Genomic DNA, 15774 nt, shown 5'->3' on the forward strand with positions numbered 1-15774 from the left:
GCCGGCGGCGATGTCCAGGTGTCCGATCGCGCCCTTCGCAGACCCCAGCGTCACGCCGCCGGGACTGGCGTGGGCGGCGAACACCTCGGAGAGCGCCCGAAGTTCCACCTCGTCACCCAGGGAGGTGCCGGTGCCGTGCGTCTCGACGTAGCCGATCTGCCCGCAGTCGAGGTCCGCGCGGGCCAGCGCCGCGCGGACGGCCTCGGCCTGTCCGCTCCCGCTCGGCGCGGTGAACCCGTTCGAGCGCCCGCCGTCGTTGGTGACGGCCGAGCTGCGGATCACCGCGTAGATGCGCGATCCGTCGGCCACGGCGTCCTCCAGGCGGCGCAGCGCCACCAGGGCCGCGCCGTCGCCCATCACCGTGCCGTCGGCCGCCGAGTCGAAGGGACGGCAGAGGCCGGAGGCGCTGTGGATCGACGCGCTCTCGTACCGCCAGCCCGGGGAGTTGGGCAGGACGATGGACGCTCCACCGGCCAGCGCCTGGTCGGCCTCGTGCAGCAGCAGGGCCTGGCAAGCGAGGTGGACCGCCACCAGAGACGAGGAGCAGGCCGTCTGCACGGCGACGCACGGTCCCCGCAGCCCGAGCCGGTAGGCGAGCCGGGTGGCGGCGAAGTCCTTGTCGGTGCCGGCCTCGAACTCCAGCGCGCTGACCGGTCCGGCCTGCGCCAGGAGGTCGCGGTAGCCGCTCTGGTTGGTGCCGCAGAACACCGCGGTCCGCTCGCGGACGGCGGTGTTCTGCGGGCGGCCGGCGTCCGCGTCGGCCAAGGCCTGCCAGGCGCACTCCAGCAGGAGGCGCTGCTGCGGGTCGCAGGTGAGGGCCTCGCGCGGCGACATGCCGAAGAAGGCGGGGTCGAACAGCGCGACGTCTCCCAGGTGGCCCCGGGCGTAGAGGTGGGGGCCGTCCGTGGAGCGGGTGACGCTGGCGCGGTGGGCGAGGGTGTTGTCCCACAGCTCCTGGACGTTGTCGGCGCCGGGCACGCGGGCGGCCATGCCGACGACCGCGATGGCGTCCTCGGGGATCGGCGTCATGACCGGCCCTCCGCCCTGGTGCGGCGCCGGTGCAGGACGCCCCGTGCCTCGTTCCGCTGGGCGTCGCGGTCGTGCTGAGCGGGCGCCTCGTCCGTCTTGCCGACAACGTGGGCGGCGAGCGTGCGCACGGTCGGGTAATTCAGGCAGTCGGCCGCCGTGACGTCGATGCCCAGCTCGCCCAGGCGGACCGTCCATGTGAGCAGGTCGAGCGAGGTTCCGCCCGCGTCCGCGAACCGCTCGTCGGGGCCAGCGGGCGGACGGCCCAGCGCCCCCTGCCACGCCTCGGCGACGGTGCGCTGCGTCGCTGTCGCCCAGACCGTGTCCGGCACGTCGGGGCCGGTGATGGGAATGAGTTCGGGCAGGCGGTGCCGGTCGACCTTGCCGTGCGCGGTCGCCGGAAGCGCGTCCAGGGCGACGACGTGGTGCGGGACGAGGTGTGCCGGCACACGTCTCGCCAGCCAGTTCCGTACCCCGGCCTCGAGGCCGGTCGGGTCCGCTCCGGTCGTGGGGACCACGAACGCCACCAGGCGCGTCGCCCCGCCGGGGGCGCAGGGCACGGCCACGGCCGCCGCTTCGGCCACCGTCTCGCTCGCCACCAGGTGGCGTTCCAGCTCGGTCAGGTCCACGCGCACACCGCTGACCTTGACCTGCGCGTCCATGCGGCCCAGTACCCGCAGTTGCCCCGTCGTGTCCAGCAGGCCCAAGTCCCCGGTGCGGTAGTAGCGCCCCGGCGGCAGCGAACCGGTGCCCGGGGTCTCGATGAACCGGGCGGCCGTCGCGGCGGGGTCGCCGAGGTAGCCGTCGGCCAGGCTCTCGCCGCCGATCCATACCTCCCCGACCGCGCCCGCGCCGAGCGGCACGTCGTCCTCTCCGATCACCCACACGGTGCTGTTGTCCAACGGGGTACCCACCGTGTCGGTGGCCACCGGCTGTTGCGGGTCGAAGACCTTCACGGTCGAGGTGATGCCGGCTTCCGTCACTCCGTAGACGTGCGCCAGCGGCAGGCCCCGCTCCAGGGACTCCTCGATCAGCGCGGGCGGCGCCTGTTCCCCTCCCATGAGCAGCAGCCGCAGCGACGCCGGGAGCGGGAGCGGGTTGGCGCGCAGGTGCCGTACGAGTAACTGCCAGTAGACGGTCGTCAGTTCCGCGACGGTGACGCCTCGGCGGTCCAGCTCGCGCAGCAGCTGGGCAGGGTCGTCAGGCTGCGCCCCGGTCAGGACCGCGGTACCGCCCGCGCACCACACGGGCAGCAGTTCCTCGAACACCACGTCGAAGCTGGGCGGCGCCAGTTGGAGGACCCGGTCCCGCGCGCCAAGGCCGACGGCGGCGGCGAACGCCCGGCAGTAGGCACCCAGCGCCCGATGGGAGAGCACGACCGCCTTGGGCCGCCCGGTCGACCCGGATGTGTGCATCACGTAGGCCGCGCCCGGCACGGTCCGGGCGCCAGACGCCGGCGGCTCCTGAAGAAGGACGGTGCCCGGCGTCTCGCCGTCCACCAGGACACCGGCCACGCCGGCCCGCTCGGAGACCTCCCGTATCCACATCGGCGGGGCGTCCGCGTTCAGCGGCACCGCCACCGCGCCGGCCAGCCACACCGCCAGCAGGGCGCGGCAGAACGCGTGCCGGTCCGCCGTCCTGATGCCCACCAGGACGCCGGGCGCGATACCGGCGGCGCGCAGCCGCGCCGCCGTACTCTCGGCCTGGCGGTGCAGTTCGGCGTAGGCGTGGGTCCCGGTCGCCGGGCTGTCGATCGCCACACCGCCGGGGTTGGCGGCCACGCTGCGCCGCCACATGCCCGGGAAGGTGTCGTCGTGGTCGTTCACTCGGCCTCCTCGGCCATGGTGTCCAACAGGTGGGAGAGGGCGTCCAGGCCGGCGGCGAGGTCAGAGGCAGTGCCGCCGAAGCCGAGCCGCACACGGCCGGGGACGCCGAAGCACTCGCCGGGCACGAGCAGCACCCGGTACTCGCTCATCAGCCGCTCGCACAGCGCCATCGTGTCCGGGACGCGGGTGAGTTGCGGGAAGACGATGACGCTGGCCCCGCCCGCGGTGAAGGACATCTCGCCCGGGCGCGCGACGAGCCACTCGTGCACCAGGCGCCTGTTGGCGGCCGCGGTCAGCATGCGCGGCCCGATCAGCTGCTCGGCTCCTTCCAGGGCCCGCTGTGCCACCCACTCGGTGAGTGGCGAGAGCGCGAGGGTGGTGTAGTCGCGCACCCCCACGGCGGCGTGCACGATCTCGGGCGCCACGATGCCCCAACCCACCCGCAGCCCCGGCAGGCCAAACGCCTTCGACATGGTCCCGAAGCACAGGGCCCGCTCATAATGCGTCGGGGCTGTCAGCGGCGGCGCGTCGAACGTCAGGTCCTCGAACGCGCCGTCCCACAACAGGTAGCAGCCGTGCTGCTCCACGATCGCGACGAGCTCAGTCAGTTCCTCCGCGGTGAGGGTGACGCCGGTGGGGTTGTGTGGGAAGTTCACGATCACCGCCTTCGTGGCGCTGGTGACCAGGTGCCGCAGCTCCTCCAGGTCCGGGCGGAACCCGTCCTCCGGCCGCAGCCGCCACCGGCGCACCCGGCAGCCGCGCGCCCGCACCGTAGCGAGCAGCGAGTGGTATGCCGGTTCCACGACGACCACCTCGTCGCCCGGCTCCAGCAGGGCTGCCAGGCAGAGCAGTTGAGCCTCGGTCGAGCCGTTGCCCACCAGCACCCGCCCGGCGTCGCCGAGGCCGTAGCGCGCGGCGATCAGCGCCCGCAGCTCGTCGCCGCCGGCGGACTGCGAGTCCCGCAGGGACACCGAGGCCAGCTGCTCCAGGTCGAACCCGAGCAGGTCCCGCAGCTCGGCCATCATGTAGGGCTCGACACCGCTGGAGCTGATGTCGATGTCGGCCTCGTGGTACCGCTCGCGCAGGAAGTCCTCCAGGGGGGCGCGCTCCAGCAGAGGTCGCATCAGCCCACCACCTGGGCGAGCAGGCTCGGGCGGGCGTCGCGGGACTTGCGCAGGTCCCGGGTGATCAGCACGCGCTTGAGCCAGCGGTCCGTGCCGTCGTAGCAGGCCTCGAAGGGGACCCGGCCGTGGACGGCCCTGAAGTTGTCGACGATCAGAATGTCTCCCGGCTCCAGCACGACGTTGCGCAGCCGACGGTCGATCTCGCGAGTCAGGCGCTCCAGCGCGGCCTGCGCCTCGGTGTCGGCCGGGTCGATCACCCCCCAGAACGAACGGTCCGCCCGCAGGTAGCCGCCCTCCAGCAGTGCGATCGCGGGCGGGGCGGCGAACATCGCCTCGATACCCTCGAAGTCGCCCCCGGCGCCGGCCGAGTTGTTCGACGGCAGGTGGGAGTTGTCCGGGAGGATGCGGAACCGGGGCTCGGCCAGGATCCGCCGGTCCGCCGCGCTCAGCCGCAGGTCATCCACGACGGCGATGGTGGTGGCCGTGGCGGTGGGGTTGCGCACGCACGCCAGGGCGAGGAAGTCCGGGCGCAGCGGGTGGAACGCATCCTCGGTGTGCCAGTCGAGCAAGACGTCGGCCGCCGTGCCGAGCTGCTGGCCTTCGTTCTCCTTGATCGGTAGGACGTCGTGGATCACCCGGCCGTCCTGCTGGGTGGCCCATCCGAACGCGTCACCGAGCAGCCCCGCGTAGAGCACGAGCGTCAGGTCCAGCGCCAGGGTCGGGGACGGGTCGGGCAGCGCGTTCCAGTGCACGGGGGTGGGGCCCGCCTGGACGTCATCGACGTGGTGGCCGTGAATCACGGTGTAGCCGGGCTCGTGCCGGCGCAGCCGGTTGAGGTGCTCCTGGACCCGGCCGGGCAGCGCCCGGGCGAGCACCGGCGCGCGCTCCAGCAGCTCGGGGTCCTCCGCGCTGGGGTACCGGCCGATCAGGTCCGCGATCAGCGAGGAGGTCTCCTCGCGCTCGGAATCGGTCAGCGACAGGTCGAACATGCGTGGCTCCTTCAGGTCTTCGCGCCCACAGCCGTCCGACAGGGGCCGGCGGCGGAGGGGGACGGGAGTTGTGGCGCGCTGCCAGCCGGTGCCTTCGGGGCCGATGGCAACGGCTGCGCAGGTGGATCTCGGGCTGAACGAGGTCGACGGGTCCGGCGAGAGGGCCGGATTGAGGCCGAGGTGGGAGGCGCGCATCCGGGCGTTTGTGCAACGGATCGCGGCAGCACGCGACGTCATGAGGAGTGACCTTTCGCTCACTCCTCGTTGTCGCTTTCACAGCATGCCCCTACAGAAGGCAGTTGGGCAATATGCCCACCTGTCATTGCCTCAGATCCGTTGCCCCGTAACGGCCAACCCGCCAGACTGTGGTTCATGGCGAAGAGGCCCCCAGCAACCCAGTCCGTGTACCGACGCCAACTGGCGCCCCGGCTCAAGGCACTACGCGAAGCCATCCCCGGGCTGACTCTGGCTGCGGTCGCCGAGGCCGTCGAGATCACCCAGGGCAGCCTCAGCCGCATCGAGACCGGCCAGCGCGGCACCACGCCGGTCCTCGTCAAGGCGCTGCTCGATCACTACGGCGTCACCGATCCCGAGGTCCGCGAAGAACTGCTGGACCTGGTACGCGCCGACAATGCCCAACGCAACAGCTGGTGGCGCCGGTACTCGGCCCTGATGGCCCCGACCCAGTACTCGGGCTATGTCGCCCTGGAGTCCAGCGCGACCAGCCTTCACTCCTACGAAGCGCAGATCATCCCGGGGCTGTTGCAGACCGAGGCCTACGCCCGCGCCATCATCGGCGCGATGCGGGTCGACCTCGATGCCGCGAGCATCGAAGACCTCGTGGAGGTCCGCATGCGGCGCCAAGACGTACTCAAGTCGGACGAGCCCCCGAAACTGTGGGCCGTGATCGACGAGGCGGCACTCCGGCGTCTGCACGGCACGCCAAAGCTCCTGGAGGGCCAGCTCCGCCACCTGCGGGAGATGTCCCTGCGGCCCAACATCGTGGTTCAGATCCTCCCCTTCGGCATTGGCCTCCATCCGGCTGGTTACGGCAGCTTCATGCGCATGGGATTCCCCGACCCCACCCCGGCTGTCGTCTGGGTGGAGAACCTGACCAAGTCGGCGTGTCTCGAGACGCCCGAAGACGTGGAACGCTACGACGAGGTCTTCGATCACCTGCGTGCCCGAGCCCTCGGTCCGCCGGAGACCCGTACCCGCATCACCGAAATGATCAAGGAGTTCCGCCCCAGTGACCGTGAAGCCTGACCCCGCTGAGATCGACTTCTCCACCGTGACGTGGGAGAAGTCGCCGTACAGCGGCGGCAACAACAACTGCGTGGAGTTTGGCCAGGTCGGAGATGATCTCGTGGCCATCCGCGACTCGAAGCGGCCCGAACAGACCCCGCTCGTCTACACCCGTGGCGAGATCGGCGCCATGATCCTCGGCGCGAAGGCGGGTCACTTCGACCACCTCGCCTGATCGAACTCCGGCGGGGCCGGCCCCAGACGAAGTGGGGCCGGCCCCCAGCGGCCATCCTTCCAGACCGGGTAGCCACGACACGTCGGGAACGCGGGCGCCCGGCACTCCGTCGTCGTGCCCATCGCCTGACAGTCGTCTGGCGAGAGTCTTACCGCCTCGCCAGCACGCCAACGGCCTTGCTGATCGAGGGATTCCAGCCACGCCCGGACGCGGCGGCGGAGATCGCCGCGTGCGAGACGCCGAGCCGCTCGGCCAGGTCCGTCGGCGAGTAGTTGCCGCGCCCGATCTCGTGGTTCCGGTAGGCGTCCCGAGTGATCGCCCCCAGGTCGGCAGTAGCCCACGTCGCCATCACCCGATAGCCCTCCCGCACCCAGAACTGCGTCTCGATCGCCCAGACCCCCGGCGGCAGGCTGGTGTCGCTCACGGCAGACCACCCGGCCGGGGCGATCAGGTGAGCGGCCGCGTGCACCTCCGCGTCCTGCACGCCGAGGTGCAGCTGCACGGTTGGGGGCAGGGCAGTGCGCGCCAGCGCGGTCATCCAGCCCTCCGGAGCCCGGGCGAGGCAGCCCCAGGGCCCGCGGGTCCGGGTCAGTTGCCACAGGCGCCATGCCGCGTACCGGAGCAGCCACTCCTCCGCCTGAGCGGAGGTGTCCGACGGCCCGTACAGCTCGACCGCGGAGGAGGTGCTGATCCGCAGCGCCCACCCGGCGGAGGTCCGAACGACCTGTAGCGCCCTCCCTTCGATGGTCAGGAGCGGGTTCACGTCATGGTCGAGCTCGGCAGGCGGGCCCGAGGCGGCGTCCAGGAGCGGTAGCTGGGGTTTGGGGAAGGGGTACATGGGTCTCCAGCGCACTGGCCGGCGGATGACCGGCTGTCCGGCACTCTGTCGGACAGCACCACACTCACCCGCGCCGAACGGGGATGGGCACAGCCAAATCAGCTGGTGAGAAAGCGACTTGAAGGAATCGGGCGGCGCGTCCGGCAGTGCCCGGCATGCACCGTGAGTCTCGGCGCGACACTAACGATCAGCTCTTCCTACGGTGTGCCGATCGCCGTGGGGATCCGGTGCTGACCGGTCGCACGGCTGGACCCCTTCCGTCCCGCGCTGGCGGGGTGGCCCGGCACCATCCCAAGGAGCGCCACACCGTGCCCACCACCATCGACAAGAGTCGACTCAAGGAGCTGAACAGCGCGCTGCGCGCCAAGGCCGCCGAGCTCGACACGATCAGCGAGGCCTTCACCGTCGAGGACGGCGCAGTCACCGTCTCGGCCGAGAAGGCCGCCGCGTTCCGCAAGGCCCTCGGCGAGGCGCAGGAGATCAAGCAGCTGATCACCGATCTGGAGGGCGCGGCGACCGTCCACGCCTTCCTCAGCGAGCCCACCTCGCAGCCCTTCGCCCCGCAGGACGCCGCTCTCGCGGCCCACCTCGCCGGTCAGGCGAAGTCCCTCGGCCAGCAGTTCCTCGACAGCGACGAGTTCAAGAGTCTCAAGGCCGCCGGTTTCCGCGGCTCGTTCGACCAGATGGTGACCATCGACGGCAGCGCCCTGGACCAGCTCGGCCGCAAGGACGTCTTCAGCCGGAGCGCCGGTACCGCCGGTGTCCTCGGCTTCGGCACCCCCGAGCACCTGGACATCGTGCCGCGCGCGGTGCGGCCCGGTCGTATCCGGGACCTGTTCCCCTCCCAGACCACCACCGCGAACCTGCTGTACGGCGTGCGGGTCACCGGCTTCACCAACGCGGCGGCGATCGTGCCCGAGCGCGCCATGGAGGTGCCGCCCGGCGGCGGCGCGGCGGTGGAGGTGTTCGCGCGGGCCGGCCAGTCCAACCTGACCTTCAAGACGGTCACCTACCCGGTCGCCGAGATCGCGCACACCCTGCCCGTCCACAAGAACACGCTCGCCGACGAACCGCGGCTGCGTGACCTGATCGACAGCGAACTCGTCGACGGCGTCAAGATGACCGAGGACAACGAAATCCTCTACGGTGCCGGCGGCGACGAGAGGATCACCGGCATCGTCAACACCCAGGGCGTGCAGACCTACGCCCAGGCCGACACCGACAAGCAGAGCGCGGCGATCCGGCGAGCGGCCACTCGCGCCGTACTCGCTTACTACCCGCCGACCGGCATCGTGCTCCACCCGTTCGACTTCGAGGACCTGGAACTGGAGACCGACGGCCAGGGCGCGTACCGCGTCGCCGTGAACGTCGCCATCGGCGCGCAGAAGGTCGTCTGGCGGCTCGCCGTGGTGGACTCCATGGCGATCAACCAGGGCAAGTTCCTCATCGGCAGCTTCGGCCTCGGCGCACGCTTGTACGATCGCGAACAGGTCAGCGTTCAGGTCAGTACCGAGAACCGCGACAACTTCGAGCGCGGCGTCGTCACCATGCGCGGCTCCGAGCGCATCGGCCTCGAGGTCCCGCGTCCCGAGAGCTTCGTCTACGGCTCCTTCAAGGCGCACTGATGGCCGCCCGCAAGCCCACCACGAAGCCGGCCGCCGCACCCGCGGCGGAGGCCGCCGGCACGGGCGGCGCGGATCTGGAGACCCCGCCCGCCGAACTGTCGGCCGCCGCGCCGCTCGACCCGCCGCCCAGCCCCACGGCCGTACCGGAGCCGAACCAGGCGGAGCCGACAACCCCAGGCATCACCGCCCACCAGCCCCTGGCCTCCGACCACGTCGAGCTGGTGGACGAGGACGGCACCCCACTGCCCCACGACCTGGAGCAGCTGTTCGACCTCACCCACCCCGAGCAGACCGTCGTCTTCGCCCGGCTGCGGATCTACCAGTCCCGGGCCTACTCCGGAACCCACCGGACGGTCACGCAGCTGCTGTACGTGCCGACCCAGTCGATCCCGCGCGACGAGTTCGAGCGTCTTCGGCTGGCGCTCGGCTGGGAGTAGCCACGGTGATCCAATGGAGCCTGTCCCAACCGCTGGGACAGGCTCCTGGTGTTGAAGCCAGCAGACGCCCGTGACCAATCTCGAGGACCAGGCCGACTCTGCCGGTCGTCGAGCGAGCCACCCTGGCTGCTCAACCGCCCCAGCTGATGGCTGGGCAGGGAGCACTGGAGCCCGCACACCGTTCGCTTGCCGACGGCAGGCTGGTAGCCTGCGATTCGCGTAGTGGCCACGTGACAGGGTGAAGTGCGGCCTACCGGCCAGTCAGGGCCAAGTGGCGCAGGGGGCGATCAGATGGGCGTAGTTCTTCCCGACGAGCTGGCTTGGCTCCTTGATCTCATCGGTGTCCATTGGCCAAACGTGGACGAGGACGAGTTCAACGAGATGGCGACCGCTCTGCGCAGCTTCGCCGACGAGGTGGACAACGGCCGTGCCGGCACAGTCGTTGCGGTTCAGCGGATGCTCGCGGAGAACGTCGGGCTGGCCACCGAAGCGTTCGAAGCCCACTGGAACAAGCTCAACGGCAAGCACTTGCACAACCTTGCCGAGGCCGGGCGGATGCTGGCCACCGCCCTCGATGGGGTCGCGCTCGTGATTGCGGGGGCGAAGGGCGCGGCGATCGTCCAGCTGGGCATCCTCGCGGGCGAAGTAGCCGCAGCTCAGGCAGCGGCGCCTTTGACGCTCGGCTTGTCGGAGTTCGGCGCGTTGGGCGCCACACAGGTCACGCGGATCGCGGTGAAGAAGCTCCTCAAGGAAGCGGAGCAGCAAGTCGTGGCTGAGCTCATGGAGATCGCGAAAGCACCGGTCATGAACGCGCTCGCCGGGATGGCGACGGATCTCGCGATTCAGGCCGTGAACATATCCGCCGGTGCTCAGAACGGCGTCAATTGGAAGTCTGTGGCTGGTTCAGGCGCCGAAGGCGCCAAGAACACTGATTTTGGGGCAGCTGTTACGGGGGGCGGGGATGGCGGACATCCGGCATAACCACGATGAGACTGCGCGGCTCGCGAAGCGCATGGGTGAACACGCGGATCACCTGGAGACCACGGCTGGCGGACACACCCACCATGTCGCGACCAGGCTGAAGAAGGTCCGGGGGAAAGATTCACTGGCCAACGCGGCTGCTCACGGCGCGGAACAGATCATGAACGTCATCCGGAACGCCGAAAAAGACCTCCACCGGCATCTTCGGGTCGTTCAAAAGGGCCTGGAGCACACGTCGAGCAACCATCACCAGAACGACAAACGGCTCGCCACCATGTTGGCCAACATTCACAACCGGTCAGAGACCCAGGTGAAGGCGCTCAGGGCAGACGCCGGCAGGGCCCAGGGCCCGGATCCGTCGAAGCCCGCGGTCACGGTGCCGATTCAGTGGAAGCAGTCGATGGACCGGTCCGCGTTCGCATGGAAAGCCCAGAGTCTCGCCGGGGCGAGCCGAAGAGGCGAGACCTACAGGGCCACCTCAAAGGTGATGCGCGACACCGAAATCACAAAGCAGTACAAGGGCGCCCTGATTCATCTCATCTACAAGAACAACAAGGACAACCCCGAACTCGCCAAAAAGGCCGCCGATGTCGCGCACAAGATGCAGCCGGATCACGTGATCGATCTGCAAGCGGGTGGACTGGACCACTGGCAGAACCTTAGAATGCTCGAAAAAGAGACCAATTTTGACGTCGGAACCAAGCAGCTCTGGCAGAAAATCAGACCTCTTCCCGACGGGACACCGATCAAGATTAAAGTGAAATGGAAATGACAGTGCCGGACATTGCAAGCACAATGACGCTGCTGCGCAACACCCTGGCCGAGCACCAGGCAGACCTGGAGCTCTGGGACCCCTCCATCCCCGACGGCGCCGACCAAGACGCCATCCCCCAGGAGGCCCCTGCCGGTGTCGGTGAGCTGCTGCGCGCCTCCGACGGCCTCTACCTCGACCACTCCACGAGGCTGTTCGAAGCCAGCGAGATCATGGACCGGCAGTTCCCCGAAGGCCTGGAGGACGCCGAACTGCCCAACGGATCGCCCCTGGACGACACGTCCCGGTTCTTCTTCTTCGGCCTGGCCCGTGAGAACCCCCTGCTCGTCGACCGTGACGGGAGTGTGTGGCGAGCCCCCGACGAAGGCGCCCTCTGGTACACCGGCTGCCGGCTGGAGCAGATCGCTGGCAGCGTCGACGAGTTCTTCCGGACCTGGGTGGCCTCCTCCCGCTTCCAGGACCTCGCCGGCCTCACCCCCGACGACCTGGACAATAGCCACTGGTACCAGCTGCTGCGACTCAGCGGCCTCGCCACGTAACCTCTGCCTGAACCACCCGACCGCCCGAGGAGCACTGTGGCCACGCACGCAGAACTCACGAAGCTGTTCAGCCCCCAGGGGGTGATCACGCTCCCCCGTGAGGAAGCCGTCCGGAACAAGCTGTCGGACGCCGACGTCGAAGCCCTCGCGGACGTCGGCCTGCCCGCCCACCTCGACGCGTTCTTCACCCTCGACGTCACCGGCGAACCATCTGCGTTCACCCTGGTCCCGATCGACACCGGCGACGCAGTTGTCAACGTGCTGTGCCTCGGTGGCCCGCCCGCCGCAACCGACGGGCGCTTCTGCCTCGACCTGGATGACGGCTACATCATCCTGCTCCAGCTCGGAGACCAGCCCGCCGCCGAGATCGTCAACACCACGCTCGCGCAGTTCACCGAGTTCCTCTACCGCGTCGGCCTGCGCTACGAGCACATTCACGGCAGGACCGACGAACAAGCAGACGACTACACCCGCAAGCTCCGCGACTACCTGGCCGCCCGAGACCCGCAGGCCTTCGCCGCCCACGACACCTGGTGGAGCATGGTCTTCGACCATCTCCTCGGCGAGGACCTCCAGGCCTGAACCCGCAACGGGCCCCGGACAGAGACGGCGAGAGCTTCAGGGCTGCGATGGGAACCGACGGCTGGCAGGATCGACCTCATGAGGATTCTCGTCCTGGGCGGCGGCTGGCTTCTGGGACCGGCGGTCGTTGCCGGTCCACAAGGGCCGGAATTGACGCGATCTTCGCCTCGGTGAGGTGGTCCCACAGAATGCCGGCCGGGCGGGGGCGAGGCGGGCACGTGATGATCTCGGTGGGCGTGACCACCAGGTCCACGTAGACGTCGTGCTCCGTCGTCGGGACGCTGTCCACCAGTTGCAGTTGGTGGACCGTCGTTGCGATGACGGTGCCCGGCCCTACCAGTCCGGCCTCCGCGAGCAGCGCGTACTCCAGGTCCGAGTAGCCGGCGCCCTTGCCGATCCGGGCTCCGGAGCGATCGGCCGCAACGCTCCCGAGAACGATCAGGTCGACGGGCCGCATGTCGCCCACGTCGGTCGTCGGCGCGATGGCCGCCGCCGTGCGACGGTTCGCCGCAGCCTCAGCGGGACTCGGCAGTTCAGCCGGATCGAGGACGAAGAAGGGGTGCGGCAGGGCGAGCCGGGGGACCGCCATGTAGACCAGACGGCCCTCCCGCAGGGCTATCGCCCGAACCGGTTCCTGCGCCGTGTCGGGTACGGCTTTCACCACCGAAGCGGTCCTCCACGCCGGGAGGTGGGCGAGCAGCTCAGCGGCCTCGTGGGAGCCGTGGAAGTCGGGGATGCTGTCGCGGGCTGGTTCACGAACCGCTCCTGCGGCATCCAGCGCACTCCACACACGCTGGCGCAACGCGGCCTTGTGTACCTCGATGTCGTTGGGCATGGAGGCCCCCCTTCTACGGCGCGGCCATCAGGTCGAACAGCCTGTCCTGAACATCCTGCACCTCCTGGGCTGTTCGCCACGGCCTGAGTTCCCTGACCGCGGTGACGACCACGCCGATTCCGCCACCGCTCATGATGGTCTGAAGGTCGTCGATGGCCCGGTTGATGGCGAAGACAGCACCGTCGAGTTGGCCTTGCCCGATGGCGGCGCGGGCAAGGTTGCCCAGCACGATCGGCCGGGACTTCGGACCGATCGAGACGGAGCCAGCGGCTGTTTCCAGGCTTCTCTGCGCGGCGTGGTGCCGCCCGAGTTCGAGGTAGCACGCCCCAGCGAGTCGCTCGACTTGGTCGACGGCGCCAAGGTCGCTGGCGATATCGGTGGCATCGACCGATTCGAGGGTGTTGATCGCCTCGCCAAGCGCACGGTCGCACTCGCGACCTTGGCGAAGCATCGCATGAGCCTCGCCTGCATGCAGCAGCGCGAGACCCGCGAGCGCTGGGCTGATCGGTGCGGCCACCGCGGCGGCGGACCGGGCCAGGGCCAGGCCGGCTTCGGCATCCCGCGTTCCGTACAGCTCGACGTAGGCGGACCTTAGGAGGGCGTGGCCCTGTACGGCCGGGTCGCGCAGGCGCTCACCAACGCGGGCGGCCTGATCGTAGTACGTGCGGGCTGCGGCGGAAGCCCGACGCTGGCTCGCGTCCCAGACCAACTTTCCCATCAGGATGGCGGTCTCAGCCTGCAAGGCGAGCACGTCCCGCGTGAGGCGACTGGAGTGGGACTGCGCGGCGAGCTGTTTGAGGTGCGCGAGTTGTTCGCTTCCCTCCGCGAGCAGTTCGGAGCTGGGGACCAGCTCGTAGCGCGTCGACAGAGCGAGGTGCGCCTCGCGTAGTTCAAGGACCGTGGTCAGATCGGCGATCGCCGGCGGGCTTGGCACCTGGCTGCTCTCCACGGTTGCCGGTGGGCCGTCGAAGAAAGCGCTCAAGTCAGTGACCTTGATCTTGAGCGCCCGGGCGAGCGCCGGGTACCTCCATGGCCTGGGCTTGTCGTGACCGCGTTCCCACCTACGCACGGTGGAGAGGCTCACGTTCAACAGTTCGGCCAGCTGCTCCTGTGTGAGGCCGGCGGCCCTGCGCCATCGGACAAGCTGTCGTTGCTCCATAAGTCCCCCGGAGATCCACGCCGAACAACAGTGCAGGCCACAGGTCACTTTGAACCCTAAGGGAACCATATTCGCACCAAAACCGGCCTGGTGATCGGAAGTTGATGATGCTTTTGTAGCGGTGCGTCGGACACGTCGTGTCTTCGGTACGAGGGCCATTGGCCCACGACCCGCAGCCTCTTCGCCCGGTGGGAGCGATGCACATGGTGGCCGTCGAACAGCCGACGCCCGTCCGCCGCTGGGAGCGCGCCTTCACGGCGGATACGGACGTGGTCCCCATGGTGCGCCACAACGTTCGGTCGGAGCTGGCGAAGTGGGGGTGGGACGTGGGAGGCGAACGCGCCGGTGATCTGCTGCTCGTCCTCACGGAGTTGTTGACGAACGCCATCCGGCACGGCAGCAGACCGGGCGACTTCGTCGTGGTGCGGCTGGACGAGCACGGAGCTACCTGCCAGGTCGAGGTCGAGGATTCCCGCCCCGACCGACTGCTGCCCGACGAGTTCACTGTCTGTGGAGAACACGGCCGCGGACTGATTCTCGTCGACGACCTGGCGCTCGAAGTAGGAGTGGCGGCGACGGCCACAACCAAGAAGGTGTGGGCGAGAGTTCTCGCCGACTTCGCTGACGACAAGCCGGGAGCCATGCGGTGAAACTCAGCAAACTTGCCCGGGCCTTCGGCAGGCGGCCTGCGCCCGGCCGCCGACAGAGCGCCGTACCGCCTCGTCCGAGGCCTTCCGCGCCGCAGCGCCACCACGTGACCGACCAGAACGTCTTCGTCCGGGCACGTCCCTGGACACCAACAGCGCCGTTCTGGTGCACGGTCACCGCCTACTACCAGTGGGGGCAGCCGATCACGCTCTGGAGCGGCGGTGCGGACAGTGTCCGTCTGGCCGTCAAGGTGCTGCGCGACCGAGTCGAGGCGCTCGCCGACGACCTCGGCCTCCCTGAGGGCGACGAGCAGCTGCTGTGGCTGGATGCCCCGGCCGCCGAGGGACGGGCCGCCGACGACCTCGCCAAGGGCCGATCCCACGCGATCGCGATCACCCACGGCGCCGTCGTCTACATCGTCAACGCCACCCGGGCCGCTCGCGCCGAGACCGGGGCGGCGATCCACGACCTGCTCTGCTCGGCCTGACGGGAACGACCCTCATGACGTACACGCGACGCGGCCGACTCCGATCGGCCGCCCCGAACTTCAACCTCGGCGCGACCTGGCTCGCCTCTGCCAACCGGGACCCGGAAGCGGCCATCGGCCAGTGGAAGGCGGGCCGGCTCGCCGACATCGAGACCGGCGAGCTCTTCAACGTCGTGCGGGTCAGCGACGTGCAGAAGGGCCTGGCCGCGCTGACGGACCTGTGGCAGGCCGACGTACCGGTCGGTCCGGTCCTGCACAACCACGCCGACGGCTGTGTCGAGTTCCTGGTCACGACCCGGGCGGCTGACGGTTGGGACATGCCGCACACGCACCTGATCGGCCGAGCTGAGGATGGAGACCCGCCCCTGACGGTCGCGATGCCGGCCCCCGGCATGCAGAGGCTCGGCGGACGGAGCTGGCTCGTCC

The 15774-nt window shown here is 69.6% G+C and carries 17 protein-coding genes and 1 pseudogene; 11 read left to right on the forward strand and 7 right to left on the reverse strand.

Features of this window, described 5'->3' with window-relative positions:
• The 4 genes from J0670_RS10810 to gntD all read right to left on the reverse strand — a co-directional run.
• Nucleotides 1-1029: polyketide synthase (locus J0670_RS10810; RefSeq protein WP_207811265.1), on the reverse strand; the 1029-nt coding region annotated here is incomplete at its 3' end.
• Entirely contained in the window at nucleotides 1026-2852 is a 1827-nt protein-coding gene (locus J0670_RS10815) for a non-ribosomal peptide synthetase (protein ID WP_207811266.1), read from the reverse strand. The genes J0670_RS10810 and J0670_RS10815, both read right to left, overlap by 4 nt.
• Nucleotides 2849-3976, reverse strand: a complete 1128-nt coding sequence (gene vioD / locus J0670_RS10820; protein ID WP_207811267.1) for a capreomycidine synthase — start codon at nucleotides 3974-3976, stop codon at nucleotides 2849-2851. The genes J0670_RS10815 and vioD overlap by 4 nt, the downstream gene beginning before the upstream one ends.
• Nucleotides 3976-4965: a guanitoxin biosynthesis L-enduracididine beta-hydroxylase GntD gene (gntD, locus tag J0670_RS10825; RefSeq protein WP_207811268.1), complete on the reverse strand. Its 990-nt coding sequence runs from the start codon at nucleotides 4963-4965 to the stop codon at nucleotides 3976-3978. Before gntD ends, vioD begins: the two co-directional genes overlap by 1 nt.
• 372 nt (nucleotides 4966-5337) lie before the next feature.
• Here gntD and J0670_RS10830 point away from each other — a divergent pair, with 372 nt between their 5' ends.
• A complete protein-coding gene (locus J0670_RS10830; RefSeq protein ID WP_207811269.1) occupies nucleotides 5338-6231 on the forward strand; it encodes a helix-turn-helix transcriptional regulator in 894 nt (297 codons plus the stop codon).
• The gene (locus J0670_RS10835) at nucleotides 6215-6445 is read left to right on the forward strand and encodes a DUF397 domain-containing protein (RefSeq protein ID WP_207811270.1); all 231 of its coding nucleotides are present in this window, start codon (nucleotides 6215-6217) and stop codon (nucleotides 6443-6445) included. Before J0670_RS10830 ends, J0670_RS10835 begins: the two co-directional genes overlap by 17 nt.
• Before the next feature lie 148 nt (nucleotides 6446-6593).
• Here J0670_RS10835 and J0670_RS10840 read toward each other — a convergent pair whose 3' ends face one another.
• Nucleotides 6594-7208, reverse strand: coding sequence for a hypothetical protein (locus tag J0670_RS10840; protein ID WP_207811271.1), 615 nt, complete (start codon nucleotides 7206-7208; stop codon nucleotides 6594-6596).
• A gap of 383 nt (nucleotides 7209-7591) precedes the next feature.
• Between J0670_RS10840 and J0670_RS10845 the strand changes: the two genes are divergently transcribed.
• The 6 genes from J0670_RS10845 to J0670_RS10870 all read left to right on the forward strand — a co-directional run bounded on the left by J0670_RS10845 (nucleotide 7592) and on the right by J0670_RS10870 (nucleotide 12219).
• Nucleotides 7592-8908: a phage major capsid protein gene (locus J0670_RS10845; protein WP_207811272.1), complete on the forward strand. Its 1317-nt coding sequence runs from the start codon at nucleotides 7592-7594 to the stop codon at nucleotides 8906-8908.
• Complete coding sequence (locus tag J0670_RS10850; RefSeq protein WP_207811273.1) at nucleotides 8908-9345, forward strand: hypothetical protein; 438 nt, start codon at nucleotides 8908-8910, stop codon at nucleotides 9343-9345. The genes J0670_RS10845 and J0670_RS10850 overlap by 1 nt, the downstream gene beginning before the upstream one ends.
• A gap of 291 nt (nucleotides 9346-9636) precedes the next feature.
• Nucleotides 9637-10326: a hypothetical protein gene (locus J0670_RS10855; protein WP_207811274.1), complete on the forward strand. Its 690-nt coding sequence runs from the start codon at nucleotides 9637-9639 to the stop codon at nucleotides 10324-10326.
• Nucleotides 10307-11098, forward strand: a complete 792-nt coding sequence (locus tag J0670_RS10860; RefSeq protein ID WP_207811275.1) for a hypothetical protein — start codon at nucleotides 10307-10309, stop codon at nucleotides 11096-11098. Before J0670_RS10855 ends, J0670_RS10860 begins: the two co-directional genes overlap by 20 nt.
• Nucleotides 11099-11100: 2 nt before the next feature.
• The gene (locus J0670_RS10865; protein ID WP_207811276.1) at nucleotides 11101-11637 is read left to right on the forward strand and encodes a hypothetical protein; all 537 of its coding nucleotides are present in this window, start codon (nucleotides 11101-11103) and stop codon (nucleotides 11635-11637) included.
• 36 nt (nucleotides 11638-11673) lie between these two features.
• Nucleotides 11674-12219 carry an SUKH-4 family immunity protein gene (locus J0670_RS10870; protein WP_207811277.1) on the forward strand — a complete coding sequence of 182 codons (546 nt, stop codon included), beginning with the start codon at nucleotides 11674-11676 and terminating at the stop codon, nucleotides 12217-12219.
• Between the two features lie 76 nt (nucleotides 12220-12295).
• Here the strand turns inward: J0670_RS10870 and J0670_RS10875 are convergent, their stop codons facing one another.
• Together J0670_RS10875 and J0670_RS10880 are read right to left on the reverse strand one after the other, a co-directional pair.
• Nucleotides 12296-13054 carry a 5-formyltetrahydrofolate cyclo-ligase gene (locus tag J0670_RS10875; protein ID WP_207811278.1) on the reverse strand — a complete coding sequence of 253 codons (759 nt, stop codon included), beginning with the start codon at nucleotides 13052-13054 and terminating at the stop codon, nucleotides 12296-12298.
• Between the two features lie 13 nt (nucleotides 13055-13067).
• The gene (locus J0670_RS10880) at nucleotides 13068-14213 is read right to left on the reverse strand and encodes a helix-turn-helix domain-containing protein (RefSeq protein ID WP_207811279.1); all 1146 of its coding nucleotides are present in this window, start codon (nucleotides 14211-14213) and stop codon (nucleotides 13068-13070) included.
• 203 nt (nucleotides 14214-14416) lie between these two features.
• Between J0670_RS10880 and J0670_RS10885 the strand changes: the two genes are divergently transcribed.
• The 3 genes and pseudogenes from J0670_RS10885 to J0670_RS10895 form a co-directional block, all read left to right on the forward strand.
• A complete protein-coding gene (locus J0670_RS10885) occupies nucleotides 14417-14863 on the forward strand; it encodes an ATP-binding protein (protein ID WP_207811280.1) in 447 nt (148 codons plus the stop codon).
• 104 nt (nucleotides 14864-14967) lie between these two features.
• Entirely contained in the window at nucleotides 14968-15348 is a 381-nt protein-coding gene (locus J0670_RS10890) for a hypothetical protein (RefSeq protein ID WP_207811281.1), read from the forward strand.
• A gap of 14 nt (nucleotides 15349-15362) precedes the next feature.
• Nucleotides 15363-15774: pseudogene (locus J0670_RS10895) on the forward strand (hypothetical protein); the annotation flags it as partial.

Origin of the sequence: Streptomyces sp. FH025 (assembly GCF_017427025.1) — a bacterium.
In the GTDB taxonomy this organism is placed as follows: Bacteria; Actinomycetota; Actinomycetes; order Streptomycetales; family Streptomycetaceae; genus Kitasatospora.

Excerpts from the sequence above, each read along its gene's own strand:
- vioD (WP_207811267.1), bottom strand. The coding sequence starts at position 3,976 with ATGCGACCTCTGCTGGAGCGCGCCCCCCTGGAGGACTTCCTGCGCGAG.
- gntD (WP_207811268.1), bottom strand. The coding sequence starts at position 4,965 with ATGTTCGACCTGTCGCTGACCGATTCCGAGCGCGAGGAGACCTCCTCG.
- J0670_RS10830 (WP_207811269.1), top strand. The coding sequence starts at position 5,338 with ATGGCGAAGAGGCCCCCAGCAACCCAGTCCGTGTACCGACGCCAACTG.
- J0670_RS10850 (WP_207811273.1), top strand. The coding sequence starts at position 8,908 with ATGGCCGCCCGCAAGCCCACCACGAAGCCGGCCGCCGCACCCGCGGCG.
- J0670_RS10855 (WP_207811274.1), top strand. The coding sequence starts at position 9,637 with ATGGGCGTAGTTCTTCCCGACGAGCTGGCTTGGCTCCTTGATCTCATC.
- J0670_RS10860 (WP_207811275.1), top strand. The coding sequence starts at position 10,307 with ATGGCGGACATCCGGCATAACCACGATGAGACTGCGCGGCTCGCGAAG.
- J0670_RS10875 (WP_207811278.1), bottom strand. The coding sequence starts at position 13,054 with ATGCCCAACGACATCGAGGTACACAAGGCCGCGTTGCGCCAGCGTGTG.
- J0670_RS10880 (WP_207811279.1), bottom strand. The coding sequence starts at position 14,213 with ATGGAGCAACGACAGCTTGTCCGATGGCGCAGGGCCGCCGGCCTCACA.
- J0670_RS10885 (WP_207811280.1), top strand. The coding sequence starts at position 14,417 with ATGGTGGCCGTCGAACAGCCGACGCCCGTCCGCCGCTGGGAGCGCGCC.